Source organism: Aquibium microcysteis (genome assembly GCF_014495845.1).
GTDB lineage: Bacteria > Pseudomonadota > Alphaproteobacteria > Rhizobiales > Rhizobiaceae > Aquibium > Aquibium microcysteis.
The window spans coordinates 5,669,510-5,688,234 of sequence record NZ_CP061080.1; the positions used below are offsets into that span (position 1 = coordinate 5,669,510).

Annotated in this window: 19 protein-coding genes and 1 tRNA gene; 18 read left to right on the forward strand and 2 right to left on the reverse strand. The window is 65.0% G+C overall.

Annotation, left to right across the window (positions count from 1 at the left end; genetic code table 11):
- The 17 genes from IAI54_RS26680 (at position 1) to IAI54_RS26760 (ending at position 13,009) form a co-directional block, all read left to right on the forward strand.
- Entirely contained in the window at positions 1–582 is a 582-nt protein-coding gene (locus tag IAI54_RS26680; RefSeq protein WP_187970057.1) for a phage tail assembly chaperone, read from the forward strand.
- Positions 582–920 carry an endonuclease gene (locus IAI54_RS26685; RefSeq protein ID WP_187970058.1) on the forward strand — a complete coding sequence of 113 codons (339 nt, stop codon included), beginning with the start codon at positions 582–584 and terminating at the stop codon, positions 918–920. The genes IAI54_RS26680 and IAI54_RS26685 overlap by 1 nt, the downstream gene beginning before the upstream one ends.
- Complete coding sequence (locus tag IAI54_RS26690; RefSeq protein ID WP_187970059.1) at positions 917–1,510, forward strand: hypothetical protein; 594 nt, start codon at positions 917–919, stop codon at positions 1,508–1,510. The genes IAI54_RS26685 and IAI54_RS26690 overlap by 4 nt, the downstream gene beginning before the upstream one ends.
- Entirely contained in the window at positions 1,507–1,860 is a 354-nt protein-coding gene (locus IAI54_RS26695; RefSeq protein WP_187970060.1) for a head-tail connector protein, read from the forward strand. Before IAI54_RS26690 ends, IAI54_RS26695 begins: the two co-directional genes overlap by 4 nt.
- Positions 1,861–1,862: 2 nt before the next feature.
- A complete protein-coding gene (locus IAI54_RS26700; RefSeq protein ID WP_187970061.1) occupies positions 1,863–2,282 on the forward strand; it encodes an HK97-gp10 family putative phage morphogenesis protein in 420 nt (139 codons plus the stop codon).
- Positions 2,279–2,692 (forward strand): tail completion protein gp17, encoded by a 414-nt coding sequence (gp17, locus tag IAI54_RS26705; RefSeq protein WP_187970062.1) that lies wholly within the window; start codon positions 2,279–2,281, stop codon positions 2,690–2,692. The genes IAI54_RS26700 and gp17 overlap by 4 nt, the downstream gene beginning before the upstream one ends.
- Positions 2,692–3,006 carry a phage head closure protein gene (locus tag IAI54_RS26710; protein WP_187970063.1) on the forward strand — a complete coding sequence of 105 codons (315 nt, stop codon included), beginning with the start codon at positions 2,692–2,694 and terminating at the stop codon, positions 3,004–3,006. Before gp17 ends, IAI54_RS26710 begins: the two co-directional genes overlap by 1 nt.
- Positions 3,003–3,644, forward strand: coding sequence for a hypothetical protein (locus IAI54_RS26715; protein ID WP_187970064.1), 642 nt, complete (start codon positions 3,003–3,005; stop codon positions 3,642–3,644). Before IAI54_RS26710 ends, IAI54_RS26715 begins: the two co-directional genes overlap by 4 nt.
- Positions 3,632–4,036 carry a phage terminase small subunit P27 family gene (locus IAI54_RS26720; protein ID WP_187970065.1) on the forward strand — a complete coding sequence of 135 codons (405 nt, stop codon included), beginning with the start codon at positions 3,632–3,634 and terminating at the stop codon, positions 4,034–4,036. The genes IAI54_RS26715 and IAI54_RS26720 overlap by 13 nt, the downstream gene beginning before the upstream one ends.
- Positions 4,033–5,649 carry a terminase large subunit gene (locus tag IAI54_RS26725; protein WP_187970066.1) on the forward strand — a complete coding sequence of 539 codons (1,617 nt, stop codon included), beginning with the start codon at positions 4,033–4,035 and terminating at the stop codon, positions 5,647–5,649. Before IAI54_RS26720 ends, IAI54_RS26725 begins: the two co-directional genes overlap by 4 nt.
- An 8-nt stretch (positions 5,650–5,657) precedes the next feature.
- Positions 5,658–7,730, forward strand: a complete 2,073-nt coding sequence (locus tag IAI54_RS26730; RefSeq protein WP_187970067.1) for a tail tape measure protein — start codon at positions 5,658–5,660, stop codon at positions 7,728–7,730.
- A gap of 127 nt (positions 7,731–7,857) precedes the next feature.
- The gene (locus tag IAI54_RS26735) at positions 7,858–8,853 is read left to right on the forward strand and encodes a hypothetical protein (protein ID WP_187970068.1); all 996 of its coding nucleotides are present in this window, start codon (positions 7,858–7,860) and stop codon (positions 8,851–8,853) included.
- A gap of 317 nt (positions 8,854–9,170) precedes the next feature.
- On the forward strand, positions 9,171–9,503 hold the full coding sequence (locus IAI54_RS26740) for a hypothetical protein (RefSeq protein WP_187970069.1): 333 nt from the start codon (positions 9,171–9,173) through the stop codon (positions 9,501–9,503).
- Between the two features lie 155 nt (positions 9,504–9,658).
- The gene (locus IAI54_RS26745; protein ID WP_187970070.1) at positions 9,659–10,612 is read left to right on the forward strand and encodes a DUF3102 domain-containing protein; all 954 of its coding nucleotides are present in this window, start codon (positions 9,659–9,661) and stop codon (positions 10,610–10,612) included.
- Positions 10,613–10,753: 141 nt separating this feature from the next.
- Positions 10,754–11,623: a DUF4747 family protein gene (locus tag IAI54_RS26750; protein ID WP_187970071.1), complete on the forward strand. Its 870-nt coding sequence runs from the start codon at positions 10,754–10,756 to the stop codon at positions 11,621–11,623.
- Positions 11,624–11,625: 2 nt separating this feature from the next.
- The gene (locus IAI54_RS26755; protein ID WP_187970072.1) at positions 11,626–12,198 is read left to right on the forward strand and encodes a hypothetical protein; all 573 of its coding nucleotides are present in this window, start codon (positions 11,626–11,628) and stop codon (positions 12,196–12,198) included.
- 604 nt (positions 12,199–12,802) lie between these two features.
- Entirely contained in the window at positions 12,803–13,009 is a 207-nt protein-coding gene (locus tag IAI54_RS26760) for a hypothetical protein (protein WP_187970073.1), read from the forward strand.
- 4 nt (positions 13,010–13,013) lie between these two features.
- On the opposite strand, the gene IAI54_RS26765 is transcribed toward IAI54_RS26760, so the two are convergent.
- Positions 13,014–13,088: transfer RNA gene (locus IAI54_RS26765), tRNA-Gln, on the reverse strand.
- A 234-nt stretch (positions 13,089–13,322) separates the two neighbouring features.
- Between IAI54_RS26765 and ppdK the strand changes: the two genes are divergently transcribed.
- The gene (gene ppdK / locus IAI54_RS26770; protein WP_187970074.1) at positions 13,323–15,998 is read left to right on the forward strand and encodes a pyruvate, phosphate dikinase; all 2,676 of its coding nucleotides are present in this window, start codon (positions 13,323–13,325) and stop codon (positions 15,996–15,998) included.
- A 787-nt stretch (positions 15,999–16,785) separates the two neighbouring features.
- Here ppdK and htpG read toward each other — a convergent pair.
- Positions 16,786–18,678 (reverse strand): molecular chaperone HtpG, encoded by a 1,893-nt coding sequence (htpG, locus tag IAI54_RS26775; RefSeq protein WP_187970075.1) that lies wholly within the window; start codon positions 18,676–18,678, stop codon positions 16,786–16,788.
- Between the last annotated feature and the right edge of the window lie 47 nt (positions 18,679–18,725).

Here is an 18,725-nt window from a genome sequence, read left to right on the forward strand (position 1 = left end):
ATGCGGCTCGCATATCAACCCATCACGATCGCGATCGACGGCGCAACGGCGACCTTGCGCCCGTCGTTGCGAGCCGCATGCCTGCTTGAGCAGAAGCACGGTATCGCCGTCGTCATCAAGGCAGTCGACGAAGGCAATCTGGGCATCGTCGCTGATCTTGTGGCCTTCACCGGCGACAACGACACCTTGGCGAACCTCTTGCGCGAGATCGACCAAGCGGGCGTTGTCCGGCTCAACGTGATCAAGCCGGCGCTCTTCAACGTGCTGGCCGTCATGATCGGCTACGACGACTCCGACCAGAGCACGACCGGCACCGGCTCGCCTCTGTCGTTCGCCGAGTTCTTCGAGCAACTCTTCGAGATCGCGACCGGCTGGCTTGGCTGGACGCCGGCTCAAGCATGGGCGGCAACGCCTGCCGAGATCATGGCCGCTCAGCGCGGCTTGATCGCCAAGCTCAAGGCCATTCACGGCACGGCCGAAGCGCCTGCCAAGGAATACGACCCGAACGACCTGCCCACGCCGGAAGAGGTGCGCGCCGGTATCGAGGTTCTTCGCGCCCAGGCTCAGCGAGGCAAGCGATAATGCCCGGCCCGTCGCGCATCTGCCGTTGTCAGAAGATCATCGCCGCCGGCGAGCGCTGCCCTTGCCAGATCAGGGACGCTCGCGAGCGCAAGGCTCGTCACGACGCCCGGCGACCGTCGGCGCGCCAGCGCGGTTATACGGCCGAATGGCAGCACGCCGCCCGTGCCTTCCTCGCCGAGCCGCAGAACTCGCATTGCGCATGTGGCGCACCGGCGACTGTCGTCATGCACGTCATCAGCATCCGGAAGCGCCCCGACCTTCGCATGATGCGATCGAACTGGCGCGCCGGCTGCCAGCGCTGCAACGCACTCGACGCCGCCAAGGAGCGCCAGCAATGAGACCGACCAGCCCCGCCGGAAACGGCCCGGACAAGGAGCGCGTTCTTTGGGTGAACGTGGTCCTTCGCGCCATCCTCGACGGCACCGCCGACCAGACCGACAGCCGCACCGATCGCGACCGGCGCGAGGCTCGCGCATGGTTCCGCCTGAACAATCCCGACTTCGTCGAAGTCTGCAACCTCGCCGGGCTCGACCCCGCCGCGACGCTCAAGAAGGCAAGGTCCGTCTTCGAGCGCCACGACCAAGCTAAAGCCGAAGGCGTGCCCTTCAAGCTCGCGTCGCCGGCCAAGCCTGCAAAGGCACCGATCGCACCGACCATCTATTCGGCGCATGGCCTGACCATGCGGCTCTCGGAGTGGTCGCGTCATCTCGACATTGCGCCCGGCACTCTTGTCGGGCGCCTGAAGAACCATCCGCCGGAGATCGCTTTGAGCAAGGACTTCAAGCGCGCACCGCGTGTCAGTCGCCTTAAGCACAATCCCGCCGTCCGGGGGGCACGTTCGAACCTGAAGGCTTTCGAGGGGACCGGCGCGGGGAGCGCCGCGCAAGAGACTCCTGAATTAGATTTTTCTGAAATGGACCGGAAATGAGCGACGCAACGATCGAAGACGAACTCGCGCAACAAGCCGACTGGGAAGCGCAGGAAGCAATCCGCGTCGCCACGGCAGACCTTCGCGCGCACCTGAACGTCAACGACTGCGCAGGCGAGAACGCGCAGCTTCACCGTATGCAGCGCGCGGCCGAAAGCTGGATTGGCGCCTATCTCGGCACGCCGCTTGCCGATCTCGACCCGGTGCCGGACGCCGTGCGCATGGCCGTGCTCATGCTCGCCGGCCACTTCTACGAGAACCGTGAGGCGAGCCTGGTCGGCGTCACGGCTGCCGAACTGCCGTTCGGCGTGGTCGACCTCATTCGCCCCTTCCGCGTCTGGTCCATGTAGTCATGGCCACGTCGTCGCAAGTCGCGCGGCTGCAACGCCGCATCGAAGCGATTCCGCAGGAGGTGCGCAAGGCCGTCCTGCCGGCGCTCGCGAAGTCCGGCGAAGAGCTTGCCGACATGATGCACACGCTTGCGCCTGAAGACGAAGGCGACCTCAAGGCGTCGATCGCCGTCACCATGCCGGGCGCATCCACGCCGGCCTATTCGCAGCCCGGCGGCGCACGCGTGGCCGCCGAGCTTGAAGTGCTCGTCACGGCCGGCAACGACGCAGTGCGCTACCCGCACCTTCAGGAATACGGCACCGCGCGCCATGAGGCGCAGCCGTTCTTCTGGCCCGCCGTGCGCCTGCTTCAGAAGCGGCTCAAGAGCCGCACCAAACGCGCCGTTGCGAAGGCCGTGCGCGACCACTGGAACAAGTCATGATCGAACCGACCCTTGCCCTTCAGACGGCTATCCGCTCGCACCTGATCAACGCGCCGGGCGTGCTCGCGCATGTCGCGGCCGATCAGGTGCGCGCCGGCCCTACCAGACCCGACGACTTCCCTTCGATCATCATGGCCGGTGCGCAGACAGAGTATCTCGGTCGTGCGGCCGGTGGCCAGTTCGTCGCGCGTGTCTTCCTCGAAGTGCACGTGTGGGCAATCGAGGCCGGCGCCGACACGGCGAAGACGATCACCTTCGCCGTTCAGAACGCGTTGCTCACGTGGCCGGCGATGACCGATTGCGCCCTCGACGAATTCGCCATGACGCACGTGACCTTCCCGCGCGACCCCGATCCGCAGTTCGGCCATGGCGTGATGAAGGTCGAAGCCGTCATCCGGTGGAGCCTGTGATGCGCGCCGGCAAGCTCGACCGCCTGATCTACATCGAACGCAAATCGGCGACGGTCACCGGTTCGGGTGCGACCGTCACCGACTGGACGAACATCGGCGTTGTGCGCGCCGAGATCGTCGAGACGGCAACCGAAGAGTTCCTTGCCGGCTACGGCGAGGCCGACAGGACTGTCGCCGTCTTCCGCATCCGCTACCGGCCCGACATCACCACGGCCGACCGGATCATGCACGACGGCGTCGCCTACGACGTCAAGCGCGTGGTCGAGATCGGCCGTCGGCGCGGTCTTGAGCTTCGAGCGGTGGCCGTGTCGTGAAGCCCGTTGCGATCTTCCTCTATGAGTTGAGCGGCCACTCTGCCGAGCCTTTCGCGGCGGCCGGCTGGGACTGCTACTGCATCGATATCGCGCACCCGGCCGACCGAACCGAAGGGAGCATCCACTTCATTCGCGCCGACGCGCGCCGCTGGAAACCGTCGAAGGACATGGTGACGCGCTGCCGGTTCTTCGCGGCATTCCCGCCGTGCGACCATCTCGCCGTGTCCGGCGCGCGGTGGTTCCAAGGGAAAGGCTTGCACGCCTTGTCGTCGTCGGTGGAACTCTTCGCCGTCGCCGCCGAATGGGCAGAGTTCTTCGAGGTTCCCTATCTCATCGAGAACCCCGTCTCGACGATCTCGACCTATTGGCGCAAGCCCGATCACACCTTCGATCCGTGGCAGTTCACGGCTTGGCACGCAAACGACAACTACAGCAAGAAGACGTGTCTCTGGACTGGCGGCGGCTTCGTCATGCCCAGGCCGGACCCCGTTCCGGACCAGACGATCGACCGGCGGCGCATTCTTGACGCCAAGAAGAACGCCGACCGGGCGAACGTGCGCTCGGCATCGCCGGTCGGCTTCATGCGTGCAGTGTTCGCCGCCAACTTCGACAAGGAGGCGACCCCGTGCGCGGCGTGAAGCCTTCGACCATCGTTGCCGGCACCTCGCCGGTGACGAAGATACCGTCGCCGCCGGCCTACCTGTCCAAGGATGCGAAAGCCGAATGGCGCCGCGTCGCGCCCATCCTGATCCATGAGCGCAAGGTGCTGACGATCGCCGACCTTGCCGTGCTGGAAAACTTCGTCATCGCCACGGGCACGATGCGCGAGATGCACCGGCTTTTGCAGGCCGAAGGCTACGTTCTGGCGAACGGCAAGCGGCATTCGGCAGCCGGCATCCTCACGGCTGCCCAGCAGCAGCAACTGCGCTGCGCTGGCGAACTCGGCTTGACGCCGTCGGCACGCTCGCGCGCCGCGATGATGGACGCGGCCGACGATGACGACGACGACAACCCCTTGGCCGTGCGATGAAGGCGAGCACCTATCCGGCATGGATCTTCGACGGCAGCCCGATCGACGACCCGCTCGGCTATGGCGAGCGTGCCGTCGAGTTCCTTCGCCGCCTGAAGCACCCGGCGAGCACCGGGCCGAAGAGCGCATTCCAGCTTCATGAGTTTCAGGAGCGCATGGTGCGCCGCATCTATGGACCGAGGCACCCCGACGGCCGCCGCGTCGTCGAGACGGTCTTCTGGATGATCCCGCGCGGCAACCGGAAGACCAGCCTCGCCGCCGCGCTGGCGCTTCTGCACACGATCGGCCCCGAACGCGTGCGCGCCGGGCAGGTGATCTTCGCCGCCTCCGATCGCGAGCAAGCCGGGCTCGGCTTCCGGGAGGCAGCGAACATCGTGCGCATGGACAAGCGCCTTGTCGCCGCCACGCGCATCTATGACGCGCACAACAGCGTCAAGAAGATCGTCTTCAAAACCGACGACGTCTCCCTTCAGGCGATTTCGAGCGACGGCGCGGCCCAGCACGGCAAGACGCCGGCCTTCGTCCTGGTCGACGAAATCCACGTCTGGAAAGGCCGCGACCTTTGGGAGGCCCTGAAGTCCGGCCTCGTCAAAACGAGCAACACGCTCATGGTGATCGCCACCACGGCCGGCCGTGGCAATGAGAACATCGGCTTCGAGCTCTACGACTACGCCCGCAAGGTCGCGGCCGGCGAGATCGACAACCCGGCCTTCCTGCCGATCATCTTCGAGGCAGCGGCGAACGACGATTGGCAGGACGAAGCCGTCTGGCACCGCGTCAACCCCGGCCTGAAGCACGGCTTCCCGAATCTTCAGGCCATGCGCACCCTTGCCAAGGAAGCCGAGAACCGGCCGGCCGAACGGCACGCCTTCGAGCAATTCAACCTGAACATCTGGAAAGCGGCGTCGCGCGACCCGCTCTTCGATATGGCCGTCTACGACGCCGGGCACGATCCGCACTTCGATCTCGCCGACCTCGAAGCCCTGCCGTGCACGATCGGCGTCGACATGAGCGTGAACGGCGACCTCACGGCCGTGGTCGCGGCGTGGCGGCATGCCGACGGCCGGATCACCGTGCACCCTTGGTTCTTCGTTCCTGGTGACGATCTCGCCGGCCGCGCAACCCGCGACGGCGTGCCTTATCTCGTCTGGCGCGACGCCGGCCTGATCAACGTGATCGACGGCCCGGTGATCGAACCCGAGATCGTCGAAGCGCATATCCGCGAGTTGTGCGCGACGTTCACCGTCAACGAAATCCTCTTCGACCCTCACCTTGCGCGCATGACCATGCAGCGGCTCGCCGCCGACGGCCTGCCGGCAATCGAGTTCCGGCAGGGTCCGCTGACCCTTGGCCCGGCGATCGGCCACCTTGAGCGCACGGTAAACGGCCGGCGCATCCGCCATGCCGGGCACCCGGTGCTTCGCCACCACTTCGACAGCGTCGTCGCCTCGCGCGGCGATACCGGCCTCGTGCGCATGCACAAGGCGACCCGCTTCGACCGGATCGACGGTGCCGTCGCTGCCGCCATGGCCGTTGGCCGTGCCGTCGCGGCCAACGACAACAGCCGATCGATCTATGACACCGACGACCTCGACGACCTACTTGCAGCATAGGAGCCGCCATGTCTTCCGATGAAGAACGCCTTGTCGTTGCGCTTGAGGCGCGTATCCGCGACTTCGAGCGCAACATGCAGCGCGCAAGCCGCGTGTCGGGCGATGAGTTCGGCAAGATCGAACGCCGCGCCAAGGCGTCCGGCGATCGGCTGGAAAAGACCATGGGCGCGGCAGCGGCCCGAATGAGCACCACCATGAAGGCGGGCCTTGCCGGCCTCGCCGCCGGTGGCGTGCTCGGCGTCGCCGGGCGGCTCGCCGACGTCGCCAAAGGAATCGCCACGATCGGCGATGAAGCCAAGCGCGCCGGCTTGAGCGTGAAGGCGTTTCAGGAACTGAAGTTCGTCGCCGAGCAGAACCGGATTGACGTCGGCGCCATGATCGACGGCCTCAAGGAACTCAACCTTCGCGCCGACGAATGGATCATGACCGGCAGCGGCCCGGCCGCCGAGGCCTTCACCCGGCTCGGCTTCACGGCCGACGATCTCAAGCGCAAGCTGAAAGACCCGTCGGCGCTCTTCACCGAGATCATCGGCAAGCTTGAGAAGTTCGATCGCGCCGCACGCATCCGCATCGCCGACGAAGTCTTCGGCGGCACCGGCGGCGAGCGCTTCGTCGAGCTTGTCGATCGTGGCGAACGCGCGATCCGCGACCAGATCAAGGCGGCGAACGATCTCGGCATTGTGCTCGACGAAGACGTGATTGCGCGCGCCGACGAAGTCGACCGGAAATTCCAGCAGGTGGCGGCGACGGTCGGCACGGCGCTCAAGGGCGCGATCATCGAGGCGACGACGGCGCTCGGCGACTTCATCGCCGCCTTCAACGGCTTCGATGCGCAGCGCGACGTCGTCCTTCAGGAGAACCTCGCCAATCTCGGCAGGGAGCGCCTCGACGTCGAGCGCCAGATCATCGAGCTACGCGACCGGCAGCGGCGCGGCGAAGGTGCCGGCGACGGCATCATGGGCACGTCGATCGGCGAGTCGACGATCGGCGAGGCGCTCGCCGAGCATGAACGCCGCATGGAGGCGCTCACGGCCGAAGAAGGCATGATCATCTCGGTTCTCGACGCGCGCCAGAAGGCACGGCAGGCACCGGCCGCGGCCGCGACGGCCGATTGGGTGCCGCCGGTCATCAAGCCCGCCACCGGTGGCCGTGCGGCCGGTCGGTCGGCATCGGCAAGCAGCGCCGAGCGCGAGCGCCAAGCCGTGCGCGATCTCATCGTCGAGCTTGAGGAAGAGCTTCGCCTGGTCGGCGCGTCTGATCAGGAGCAGCGCGCGGCAGCGGCGGCACGGCGCGCCGGTTCAGCCGCTACCGATGAGCAGCGGCAGCGGATCATCGCGCTCAACGAAGCCATCTATCTGGAGAACGCCGCGCTCGACGCTCAGACCGGGCGCATGCAGACCGTGGCCGACGCAACCCGCGACTTCATCGGCGGCTTCCGGCAGGACATCATGAGCGGCGTGCCGCCGCTCGAAGCGCTCGGCAACGCGATCGGCCGACTGAGCGATCGGATCTTCGACCAGCTTCTCGACGCGATCTTCACCGTTCAGGACGTCGGCGCGGCCGGTGGCGGCGGCGGCATCATGGGTTGGCTCTTCAGCCTCTTCGGCTTCAGCACCGGCGGCATGGTCGACGCGGCGCGGCAACAGCCGAAGGTGATGCGCCTTGCCGGCGGCGGGCCCGTGCGCGGCCCCGGCGGGCCGACCGAAGACCGTATCCCGGCGATGCTCAGCGACGGCGAGTTCGTGGTGAACGCCGCCGCGACGGCACGGCACCGGGCGTTGCTCGAAGCCGTCAACGACAACCGCCTTCCCGCTTTCGCGGCCGGCGGCTACGTCGGCAGCGACGCGCCCGGCCGCGTGGCGCGGGAACTCCACGCCGGCAACGACAACGCCGCGGCCGGCCCGGTCGTCAACATCTCGGCGCCCGTCACCGTCAACGCCAGCGGCGGCACGCCGGAGCAGAACGCCGACCTCGCCAAGCAGGTGCGGCGCGAGATGACGGACGGCCTTCGAGGAATGGTCGCCGATGAGCTTCGCAGGCAAACCCGACCCGGCAACCTGCTCAACCGGCGCGGCGGGTGACGAGGCTGCCGAAAACGATATTTGCGATCTCGCCGCGCATCAGGCCAGCCCGCCGCTATAACTGACTCACAAAAAGAAGGCCGGCCATTCGCTCGCAACGAAGGCCGGCCAAGTGATCGGAGTTCACATGGACGGTTATAGCAGGTCGTCGGCCGATTGCACGGCCGACGAGGAAAAAATTCCTACGTCGGGCAGCGGCTCGACCAGCCGGAAAGTTGACAAAAAAGTAAAGCGGACGCACGCGAAATCTGTGGGTCGCGACGCCGCGTTCCGCCCGGTTTTCCAAGCCTTTGTGGCCCTTGACCAAGTTCGCGCGGCCGGGGGGACTTCAGTTACCTACCACACCCCCTCCTACTCCTACCCCTACCCCTTCCACTCCACCCTCAACCGACCAACCCACCGGACCGTCCGTCTCAACGCCTCTGTCGTCTCCCACGCCCCTCTGATCACCGAGACCCTCGACGACGAAGAGGAAGATCGCACGGCTCGCTTCTGGCACTCGCGTTCCTTCCAGACGGCCCGGACCTATCGCACCCCCGCCGAGTTTCGCGACCTGAGCGACGAGTTCGCCGTCGAGTGGTTTCACTACGGTCTTCAGACGCTCGGTCCGACGACAGACTTCACGCTCAACCTGTCGCCGGAGATCGAGGCCAAGGCCAAGCAGCGACCCGAATGGCTCCTCAGGCGCCTTCGTTACCATCTTCAGAAGGTGCTCGGCAGGAAGCCGGAATTCTGGTTCGCGCTCGAACTCTCCAAGACCGGCAGGCTCCACATGCACGGCGAGATTCAGGCAGCCCCGGACGAGCTTGAGGCTGTGCGCAAGGCTCTCCGGAAGGCAGGCGGCGAGTGGCCGACGGTTCGCCAGCACCAAGCGCAGACTCGCCCGAACCCGAGGCTGCCGTGGGCAAACTACAGCGTCAAGGATGCGAACCTCATCAGGCCGTTCAGAGACATCACCCGGCCGATCAACGGCGACTGGCTCTTCGCCTCCAATGGCGTGAAGCAGGCAGGCCGGGCGATCTATGAGCCGTATCGCGAGCGCGTGGTCGACTTCCTCGCCAGCCAAGACAAGCCCCGCGCGCCGGCCCGATCGAGGCTCATGCGCCGCATCTGCCCTCTTTGACTCACAAGAGGCTCAGGATTCGCGTTGGCCCTTCTCCGGCCCCTGAGCGCCCGGCGCACCTTGAGGCCATCAGGCGGGCTCTACAGGCCGTTTCTGACGATGCCCGGCGAACTCGCCGCGCCCGGCCGCTTCCATGACCGCGCCATGCATGATCTCAAGCCGCCGGCGAGCTTTGTGGAAGTATAAATTCAGTCAGTGCTGACCGATTACTTTCGGCTTCGAGCGATTGTTTGATTTTTTCTGTTGCAATCTCAGTCCTTATGATTCAAGAAGCTCCGGCAAATCAACAGGAGCACCTAATGCACTCTGCACTATACATGCCGGCCGAGCGCTATGCGTTCGCCGTCGGTTCCCTCACGGCCATCATGCGCATGCGCATCCGCGACGTCGAAGAGCGCCGCGACATGATCCACGCGTGCATGCGCACGGTCGGCATCGACACCGGCGCCTGGTTCATCGCGGACGGCCGGACGCACCCGGAGCACTACGGCGAGCTTCTCGAAGCCCTGCTTGCCGTCGAGCCGTCACCCTTCTCCGGCGAGATCGATCCTTGCGCGGTCAAGTTCGTGCTCGGCGAAGTCGGCGACGTGTGGCCGGATTGGCTCATGGCGGAGGATCACGACGGAAATCGGCCCCGGCTAAGTGCCTGAATCAACAGGCATTCTCATTTGCCTGAATTTGCCTGTTTTTTTCCTACGCGAAATGTGACCAATGGGCATTCCCGAACGACGCGCACCCTGACCCGGCCGGCTCAACCTAGCCGGCGCGGCTTTGCGCGTTGTCGGCCAACCGGAGAGGAGCACCGATGACCGACTACACCCCGAAGAACAATTTCGACCTCAGCAACGACGAAATCAAAGAACTCTTCGACGATCTTGAATTCGGCGACGACACGCCGGAAAACGATCTCGACCTCAGCGAAGACGACGTGAACGACACCCTTTGCGATCTGGACCTCGGCGACGTCGCGCCGGCCCCGACCGTCAAGCCGATCGTGGAGGCGGCCCCTGTTAAGGACCTGCCGGCGATCATCGCTGCACCCGTGGCAGCCGCAGACTTCGACCGCTTCGACTACAACGGCGTCGCGCCGGACGTCGCGAAGGCTGCCCGCGCGGCCGCTACGAAGATCAGGAGCCTGATTCAGGCGAGCATCATTAAGGCGGGCGGCGAGCTTCTGGCAATCAAGGCCAAGCTGGAACATGGCCAGTTCGGCCCTTGGCTCGACGCCGAATTCAGCATGACGGAGCGCACGGCGCAGAACTACATGAGTGCCTTCGAACTCGCCTCCAAATACGAATCGGTTTCGGTTCTGCCGCCCGCCACGCTCTACCGTCTGGCGGCCCCGAGCACGCCCGAGGACGTGAGGGTGGACATCGTCGCGGCCATCGCCCGCAACGAGATTCCGTCGGCTGATGAAGTGCGCTCGCTTATCGACAAAGGGAAGGCCGCGCGCGCGGCTGAAAGGAAGGCCGCTGCCGAGGCCAAGCGCGCTGCGAAGGAGACGCCGGAAGAAGCCGCACGTCGGGCCAAGTTGGCGCAACGCGAAGAGAAGAAGCGCCAGAAGAGGGAGGACGAGAAGGCGGCAAGGGAGGCGGCGGCTCAGAAGGCTGCAGATGATGCGGTGCAGCTTCTGGTCAGCCGGTTCACCGACGTCGAATTGCTGACCTTCTGCAACGCTCGACGTATCGCCGACTACCGGTTCGATGAAGCACTGAAGCTCGTTGAGATCGCCGCTGAAGCTCTGGTTGAGGTCGGCTAGCTGCCGCTCGACGCGATGACGTTCAGGAGTCCGCCGAGTCTACTCGGCGGGCCCGAACCACTGATAGCGGCGCAACTATCGATTGGCATGTCCGGAACTAAACAGTAGCATGGATGGGGGCGATTGCGGGGAGAACGCACTATGGCGCGTAAGGTTAAGATATCTGCTTCGGCTTTGAACGTTCGACTGCATCCACATTCACCAGATATCTACATGAAGTGGCTACGCTCCATATACTCGAATCGGCTAGTTTCGCAGGTGCATGGTGACAGATACGCGATGGTATCCAGTATCGATGGCACCGGAGCTTCAAACAATATATTAACTGGTGCGATAACTACTTTCGTCAAACTAGATGGTGACGGAAATTGGTTTAATGCGGCTCAGATGAGTGAAGCGACAGAAGAAGACATTTCTGAAATCAATATTCCGCGCAACCTATTTCCGAATGCGGCGGCATTTTATTTCTATATGGATGCTGAAGAGCATAAGATATACTTTCAGACATACTCTAAAGGAAAGTATCTTACAGCTAATTCGGCGTTGAGATTTTTTAACGGATTGGCGACGCAGGCGCCTATCGCCAGTGTGTTTGGGCAAGCAAAGATTAGCATTGTTCAAGATAAATCTTCGCTTGAATATATGTTTAGCATAAAGAAAATAAAAGAGATCAATATTCGTATATCAAAACCGAATACTGATATATTCGACGAGGATTTTGAAGCAAACATTGAGAAGCATCTGGATGGAACAAATAGCAGGGAGATAACTATTTCTTACCGAGCAGAGTCAAATAGTTCGATAAAGCCCGACGATGATATAAATAAAATAAGTAAAGTGGCTTTAGAAAATGGTTTTGTTGAGGTGAAAGGTCGTGATGATCAAGGGGCGGTCCGTCTTAATAGCGAGGACTATCCTAAGCAGCTGCAAGATCGCTACGACCCTGAAGAGCAGAGCGAAAGGGCTGCATTCTTCAGGTTGATCCCAGCTCGTAAGAAGGCGAACAACTGATCATGCTCGGTTGGTTCAAGCCATGGCGCACCCTCTTCATATGGCTGAACCGCTATCGACGCGCTTACGGCGGTATCCGAGGCATGCTCCAGTCGCCATTCTTTGGCTTGGCGATCTTGATTACCGCCGCTAGTTACTCGCTTTGGCTTGAGCCCAAATGGGTTGCGAAGGCCGAGAGCCTTATTCCCAGTCTTCTCGGCTTCAGCCTTGGAACGTATGCGATAATCTTCAGCATAATAAGTGGGCGCCTCAAGCAAGCGCTGCGTCAGGTAAAAGCTTCTCATGGCATCAATTATCTCGAAGCTATTAATGCGATATTTTTCCACTACATACTTGTTCAAGTATCATGTCTAGTATGGACAATATTATATCAGTCTAGCTTTATATACGATCTTTTTGTAAAAATATCAGTTTATTATAATGAAGCAATTGTCATATTTGTTTATGTAAAACTCGCTGGTTCTTTTATTGGATGTTTTCTACTGGTGTATTCAGTCATATTAATGATAGCGGCGGCGATGGCTGTTTATCGTTTGGCGATCATCGTCGACCCTTCCGAACAGAAAAATGGCTAAGCGCGCCTTCTGTTCATCAACCGACACGCCAGTTCACGGTCTTGCCAGCGCGTGGCAAAAGTCTCCGAGACCTCAAACCAACTGTTGTCTATACCCGCGCCATGATTCGCGCCCATGCAAGAGCACTGACACTCATGTCCAGTTGCTTCCATGCAGGCGCGTGCGCAGATCTCATGTTCTCGGTATGGCTGTATGACGTAGACGGCGCCGTGAGTCTCAAGTGATCGGTTGACGAGATCAGTGAACCAGGTTTTCGGCAATTCCCAGTAGTTCTTACCGTCACCACCGATCCATCGCGGCTTCGAACCGCGGCTCCTGATCTTCGACAACCACTCGCGATTGCCCTCTGAGAATGGCAGACGCATTCGGATTTTCTGACCCTTGCCGTCTCGACGCAAGACGACAGGAATAGCGTGTTGATTCCAGATTGCTCGTAGCCTTGGCTCGTAATCGATGGAGTAATTGTTGCTGGCCACGGCTCCTGTCTCCCATGGCGTGTTCAAATAGTAGATTGTCAGTTGTGATCGACTCAAGCAAGCGCGACAACCCGACAACCATCTCTAGATAAAGCTTGAGCGAGCCCAATAACAGAGGGATTCGCTCAATGTTTAACACATACCCGGAAAACTGGCCTGATCAGGCTGACTTGTTCGATGACTACCTTGCCGGTCTTGAAGCGGCCCTCGATGAGGTCGGAGGAATCGCGCGGTCAGGTGATGACAAAAGCGTGACACGGATGCGTGAGCCGGAAAAGTGTTCCGGTTGCCTCGACGTCAAAAATGCTAAGCCATTGTTTATAAACGGAAAATAGAAGCTGGCTGGGGCGCCTGGATTCGAACCAGGGAATGGCGGTACCAAAAACCGCTGCCTTACCGCTTGGCTACGCCCCATGACCGTGCCGCGATGCGGCGCGTTATATGGCTCCGCCCTGCCTTGCGCAATATCCCTGCGACGGTTGGTGGCACACCTCCGGCGGACCCGGGCCGGCGGCAAGCCGGCCGGAGTCGTGCCCGCGACCGGGGCGCGCCTGCCGCCGCAAAGTGGCGGCGTCTGTTCTTTTGCGATGGAAATGCGCCCGTCGAGCCTCTAACACGCGTCTTGTGCACTGCAATGGAGGACTGGCCATGGCGAAGTGGGTCTACGGATTCGGCGGCGGCAAGGCGGAAGGCGGCGCCGGCGACCGCGACCTGCTCGGCGGCAAGGGCGCCAACCTGGCCGAGATGAGCGGGCTCGGCCTGCCCGTGCCGCCCGGCTTCACCATCACCACCGAGCTCTGCACCTGGTACTACGCCAACGGCCGCAGCTATCCCGCCGATCTCGACGACCAGGTCGACGCCGCACTCGACGAGGTCGGCCGGCTCACCGGCAAGCGCTTCGGCGATCCGGCGCGCCTGCTCCTCGTCTCCGTCCGTTCCGGCGGCCGCGCCTCCATGCCCGGCATGATGGACACCGTGCTCAATCTCGGCCTCAACGACGAGACCGTCGAGGCGCTGGCGCGCGATGCCGGCGACCGCCGCTTCGCCTATGACAGCTACCGCCGCTTCATCCAGATGTATTGCGACGTCGTGCTCGGCCTCGACCACGAGGTCTTCGAGGAGATCCTGGAGGACCAGAAGGCCCGCCTCGGCGTCGACCTCGACACCGAGATCGGCGCCGACGACTGGGTGCGCATCGTCGAGCTCTACAAGGCCCGCGTCTTCGAGGAGCTGGAGCGGCCCTTCCCGCAGGATCCGCGCGAGCAGCTCTGGGGTGCCATCGGCGCCGTCTTCCAGTCCTGGATGAACCCGCGCGCCATCACCTACCGCCGCCTGCACGACATCCCCGAGAGCTGGGGCACCGCCGTCAACGTCCAGGCCATGGTGTTCGGCAACATGGGCGACACCTCCGCCACCGGCGTCGCCTTCACCCGCAATCCCTCCACCGGCGAGAACGCCCTCTACGGCGAGTTCCTGGTCAATGCGCAGGGCGAGGACGTCGTGGCCGGCATCCGCACGCCGCAGAACATCACCGAGGCCGCCCGCATCGCCGCCGGCTCCGACAAGCCCTCGCTCGAAAAGCTGATGCCGGCCGCCTTCCGCGACTTCGTGGCCATCGCCGGCACGCTGGAGCGCCACTACCGCGACATGCAGGATCTCGAATTCACCATCGAGCGCGGCAAGCTGTGGATGCTGCAGACCCGCGCGGGCAAGCGCACGGCGAGGGCCGCGCTGCGCATCGCCGTCGAGATGGCGGGCGAGGGGCTGATCACGCGCGAGGAGGCGGTGGCGCGCATCGACCCGGCCTCGCTCGACCAGCTGCTCCACCCCACCATCGATCCGCGCGCCGCACGCGACGTCGTCGCCATCGGCCTGCCCGCCTCGCCGGGCGCGGCCACCGGCGAGATCGTCTTCTCCTCCGACGATGCCGAGGAGGCGCGCGCGGCCGGCCGCAAGGTCATCCTGGTGCGCGTCGAGACCAGCCCCGAGGACATTCACGGCATGCACGCCGCCGAGGGCATTCTCACCACGCGCGGCGGCATGACCAGCCACGCCGCCGTGGTCGCGCGCGGCATGGGCAAGCCCTGCGTCTCGGGCGCCGGCGCGCTGCGCGTCGACTACCGCGCCCAGACCATGCTCGCCATGGGCCGCACCTTCCGCAAGGGCGACGTCGTCACCATCGACGGCGGCTCCGGCCAGGTGCTCGCCGGCCGCGTGCCGATGCTGCAGCCGGAACTGTCGGGCGATTTCGCCGCCATCATGCAATGGGCCGACGGCATCCGCCGCATGGCCGTGCGCGCCAATGCCGAGACCCCGGCCGATGCCCGCACCGCGCGCTCCTTCGGCGCCGAGGGCATCGGGCTCTGCCGCACCGAGCACATGTTCTTCGAGGGCGGCCGCATCACCGCCATGCGCGAGATGATCCTGGCCGACACCGAAAGCGGCCGCCGCGCCGCCCTCGACAAGCTCCTGCCCATGCAGCGCTCCGATTTCGTCGAGCTGTTCGAGATCATGGCCGGCCTGCCGGTCACCATCCGCCTGCTCGATCCGCCGCTGCACGAGTTCCTGCCCAAGACCGCGGAGGAGATCGACGAGGTCGCCGCCGCCCTCGGCGTCCCGCCCGAGAAGCTCGCCCGCCGCACCGAGGCGCTGCACGAGTTCAACCCGATGCTCGGCCACCGCGGCTGCCGTCTCGCCGTCTCCTATCCCGAGATCGCCGAGATGCAGGCCCGCGCCATCGTCGAGGCCGCCGTCGAGGCCGGCCGCCGCACCGGCCGTCCGGTCGAGCCCGAGATCATGGTGCCGCTGGTCGGCATCGTGAAGGAGCTCGATTTCGTCAAGGCGCGCATCGACGCCGTGGCGCAGGCGGTCATGGCCGAAACGGGCGTGACGATCGCCTATCTCGTCGGCACCATGATCGAGCTCCCCCGCGCCGCCATCCGCGCCCACGTCATCGCGCAATCCGCCGAGTTCTTCTCCTTCGGCACCAACGACCTGACCCAGACCACCTTCGGCATCTCCCGCGACGACGCGGCCCCCTTCCTCGAGACCTACCGCCAGAAGGGCATCGTCGACGCCGACCCCTTCGTCACCCTCGACGTCGACGGCGTCGGCGAACTCGTCCGCATGGCCGCCGACAAGGGCCGCGCCACCCGGCCGGACATCAAGCTCGGCATCTGCGGCGAACACGGCGGCGACCCCGCCTCGATCCGCTTCTGCGAAGACGTCGGCCTCGACTACGTCTCCTGCTCGCCGTTCCGGGTGCCCATCGCCAGGCTCGCGGCGGCGCAGGCGGCGGTGGGGAAGAGGGGGAGTAGCGAATAGGGAGTAGGGAGTAGGGAGTAGGGAGTAGGCGGCAGGCAGTCGGCAGTCGGCAGTCGGCAGTCGGAAACCGCCGCCGCCTCTTTCCTCTCCCCCCGGAACGGGGGGAGAGGTGGCCCGGGCGAAGCCCGGGACGGTGAGGGGGGCCTTGGGCCGCCCGCCTTGTCGTGAGGCCCGGGACGGAGTGGGGGCCTTGCAGCGCTTCAGCCCCATCGGAGCGGCGGACGAACGAGCGCCACCGGCGCCGCCGCCTGTCGGCTACGCCATGCTGCCGCGGACCTCGAGGGCACGGCCAAGCACCCCCTCACCGTCTCGGGCTTCGCCCGATCCACCTCTCCCCCTGCCCGGGGGAGAGGAACCGCAGCTCCGGCCTCGCGCCCGACATACGGGGCATGAGGGAGAACGACCACCGCCGCTTCTTTCCTCTCCCCCCGCAGGGGGGAGAGGTGGCCCGGGCGAAGCCCGGGACGGTGAGGGGGCCTTGCAGCGCTTCAGCCCCATCGGAGCGGCGGACGAACGAGCGCCACCGGCGCCGCCTCTTTCCTCTACCCCCGCAGGGGGGAGAGGTGGCCCGGGCGTAGCCCGGGACGGTGAGGGGGCCTTGCAGCGCTTCAGCCCCATCGGAGCGGCGGACGAACGAGCGCCACCATCGACCCGCCCGTCCTCCAACCCCATGCTGCCGCAGACCTCGAGGTCACGGCCAAGCACCCCCTCACCGTCTCGGGCTTCGCCCGATCCACCTCTCCCCCTGCCCGGGGGAGAGGAACCGCAGCTCCGCCGTCCCCCCCGCCTACGCCCCGCCGATGCTCCGCTCCACCAGCCGCGACAGGCGCTGCGAGAAGGCCTTCGCGTCGAGCGGCTTGTCGCCGTCGAGCACGCGCGCCTCGTCGTAGAGCAGATGCGCGACGTCCTCCCGAAGCGCGGGGTCGCCGTCGCCGAGCGCAGCCAGCGCGCGGATGCGGGCGCTGGCGGTGTTGATCTCGAGCACCGGCCGCGACGCGTGGTCGAGGCGGCCGGCCGCGCCGAGCAGCCGCTCGATCTGGCGGTCGGGGCCGCCCTCCGGCGCCACCAGGCACACCGCGCTCTCGGTCAGCCGGTCGGAGGCGCGCACGTCGGAGACGGCCTCGCCCAGCGTCGCCTTCACGAAGGCGATGAAGCCCGCCATCGCCGGCGGCGTCTCCGCGTCCGGCGTCTCCGCGTCGTCCGGCCGCGCGATGCCCGACAGGTCGGCCCCGCCCTGGGTGACCGACTTCAGCGGCTTGCCGTCGAAATTCTCGACCATCGTCACCCAGAAGCTGTCGACCGGATCGGTGAGGAGCAGCACCTCGACGCCCCGCGCGCGGAACCCTTCGAGCTGCGGCGAGGCTTCGAGACGGGCGCGGTCGTCGCCGGTCATGTAGTAGAGCGCCGTCTGGCCCTCCTTCATCGCCGCCACGCAGTCGGCGAGGCTGCGCCAGCCCTCGCCCGAGGCGGTCGAGCGGAAGCGGGCGAGCTTCAGCAGCTGCTCGCGGCGCTCGAAATCCTCGTAGAGCCCCTCCTTGAGCACGACGCCGAAATTCTCCCAGATCTTCGCATAGGCCTCCGCGTCGCTATCGGCGAGCTTGCCGAGGTCGGACAGGATGCGGTTCGTCACGCCCTTGCGGATCGCCGCCATCAGCGGGCTGTCCTGGATCATCTCGCGCGACAGGTTGAGCGGCAGGTCGGCCGAATCGACGAGGCCGCGCACGAAGCGCAGCCAGCGCGGCAGGAGGTCGGCCTCGTCGGTGATGAAGACGCGGCGCACGTAGAGCTTCATCCGCCCCTTGCGGTCCTGGTCGAACAGGTCGAACGGGCGCGAGCCGGGCACGAAGGCGAGCGCGCCGTATTCGTGCCGCCCCTCGGCGCGGAAATGGATGGTCGCCGCCGGCTCGTCATACTGGCCCGAGACGCCGCGGTAGAAGTCGGCATACTCCTCCGGCGTGATCGCGCTCTTCGGCTTCGTCCACAGCGCCGTGCCGTCGGCGACGTCGCGGGGCGCCGCGTCGGGCGTGTCGCGGAGCGCGATCGGCACCGGCACGTGGCCGGACTGCTCCTTGATCAGCTGCTCCAGCCGGTAGGCCCTGGTGTAGCCGTCGGCATCCTCCATCAGATGCAGCACCACGCGCGTGCCGCGCGCCGGCGCCTCGGCGGCGTCGGCCGGTGCGATCTCGTAGGAGCCCTTGCCGTCCGACGACCAGCGCCAGGCCTCCGCGCTGCCGGCCCGCCGCGTCAGCACGTCCACCTTGTCGGCCACCATGAAGGACGAGTAGAAGCCGACGCCGAACTGGCCGATCAGCTCCGCCCCCTCGCCGGATTTCGCCGCCGCGACGCGCTCCATGAAGGCGCGGGTGCCGGAGCGGGCGATGGTGCCCAGCGCCTCCACCAGCTCGTCGCGGCCCATGCCGATGCCGTTGTCCTCCACCACCAGCCGCCGCGCGTCGGCATCCGCCGTGATGGTGATCGAAGGCTTGGCGTCGTCGCCGAGCAGCCCGGGGTGCTGCGTCGCCTCGTAGCGCAGCTTCTCGCAGGCGTCGGCGGCGTTGGAGATCAGCTCGCGCAGGAACACGTCGCGGTCGGAATAGACCGAATGCACCATCATGTGCAGCAGGCGGGCGACGTCGGCCTCGAAGGATCGGGTTTCGGCTTCTTGGATGTCTGTGGTCATGGGAGAACACTCGATCTGCAGGGTGAGTCGGGAATGGGCAACAGATG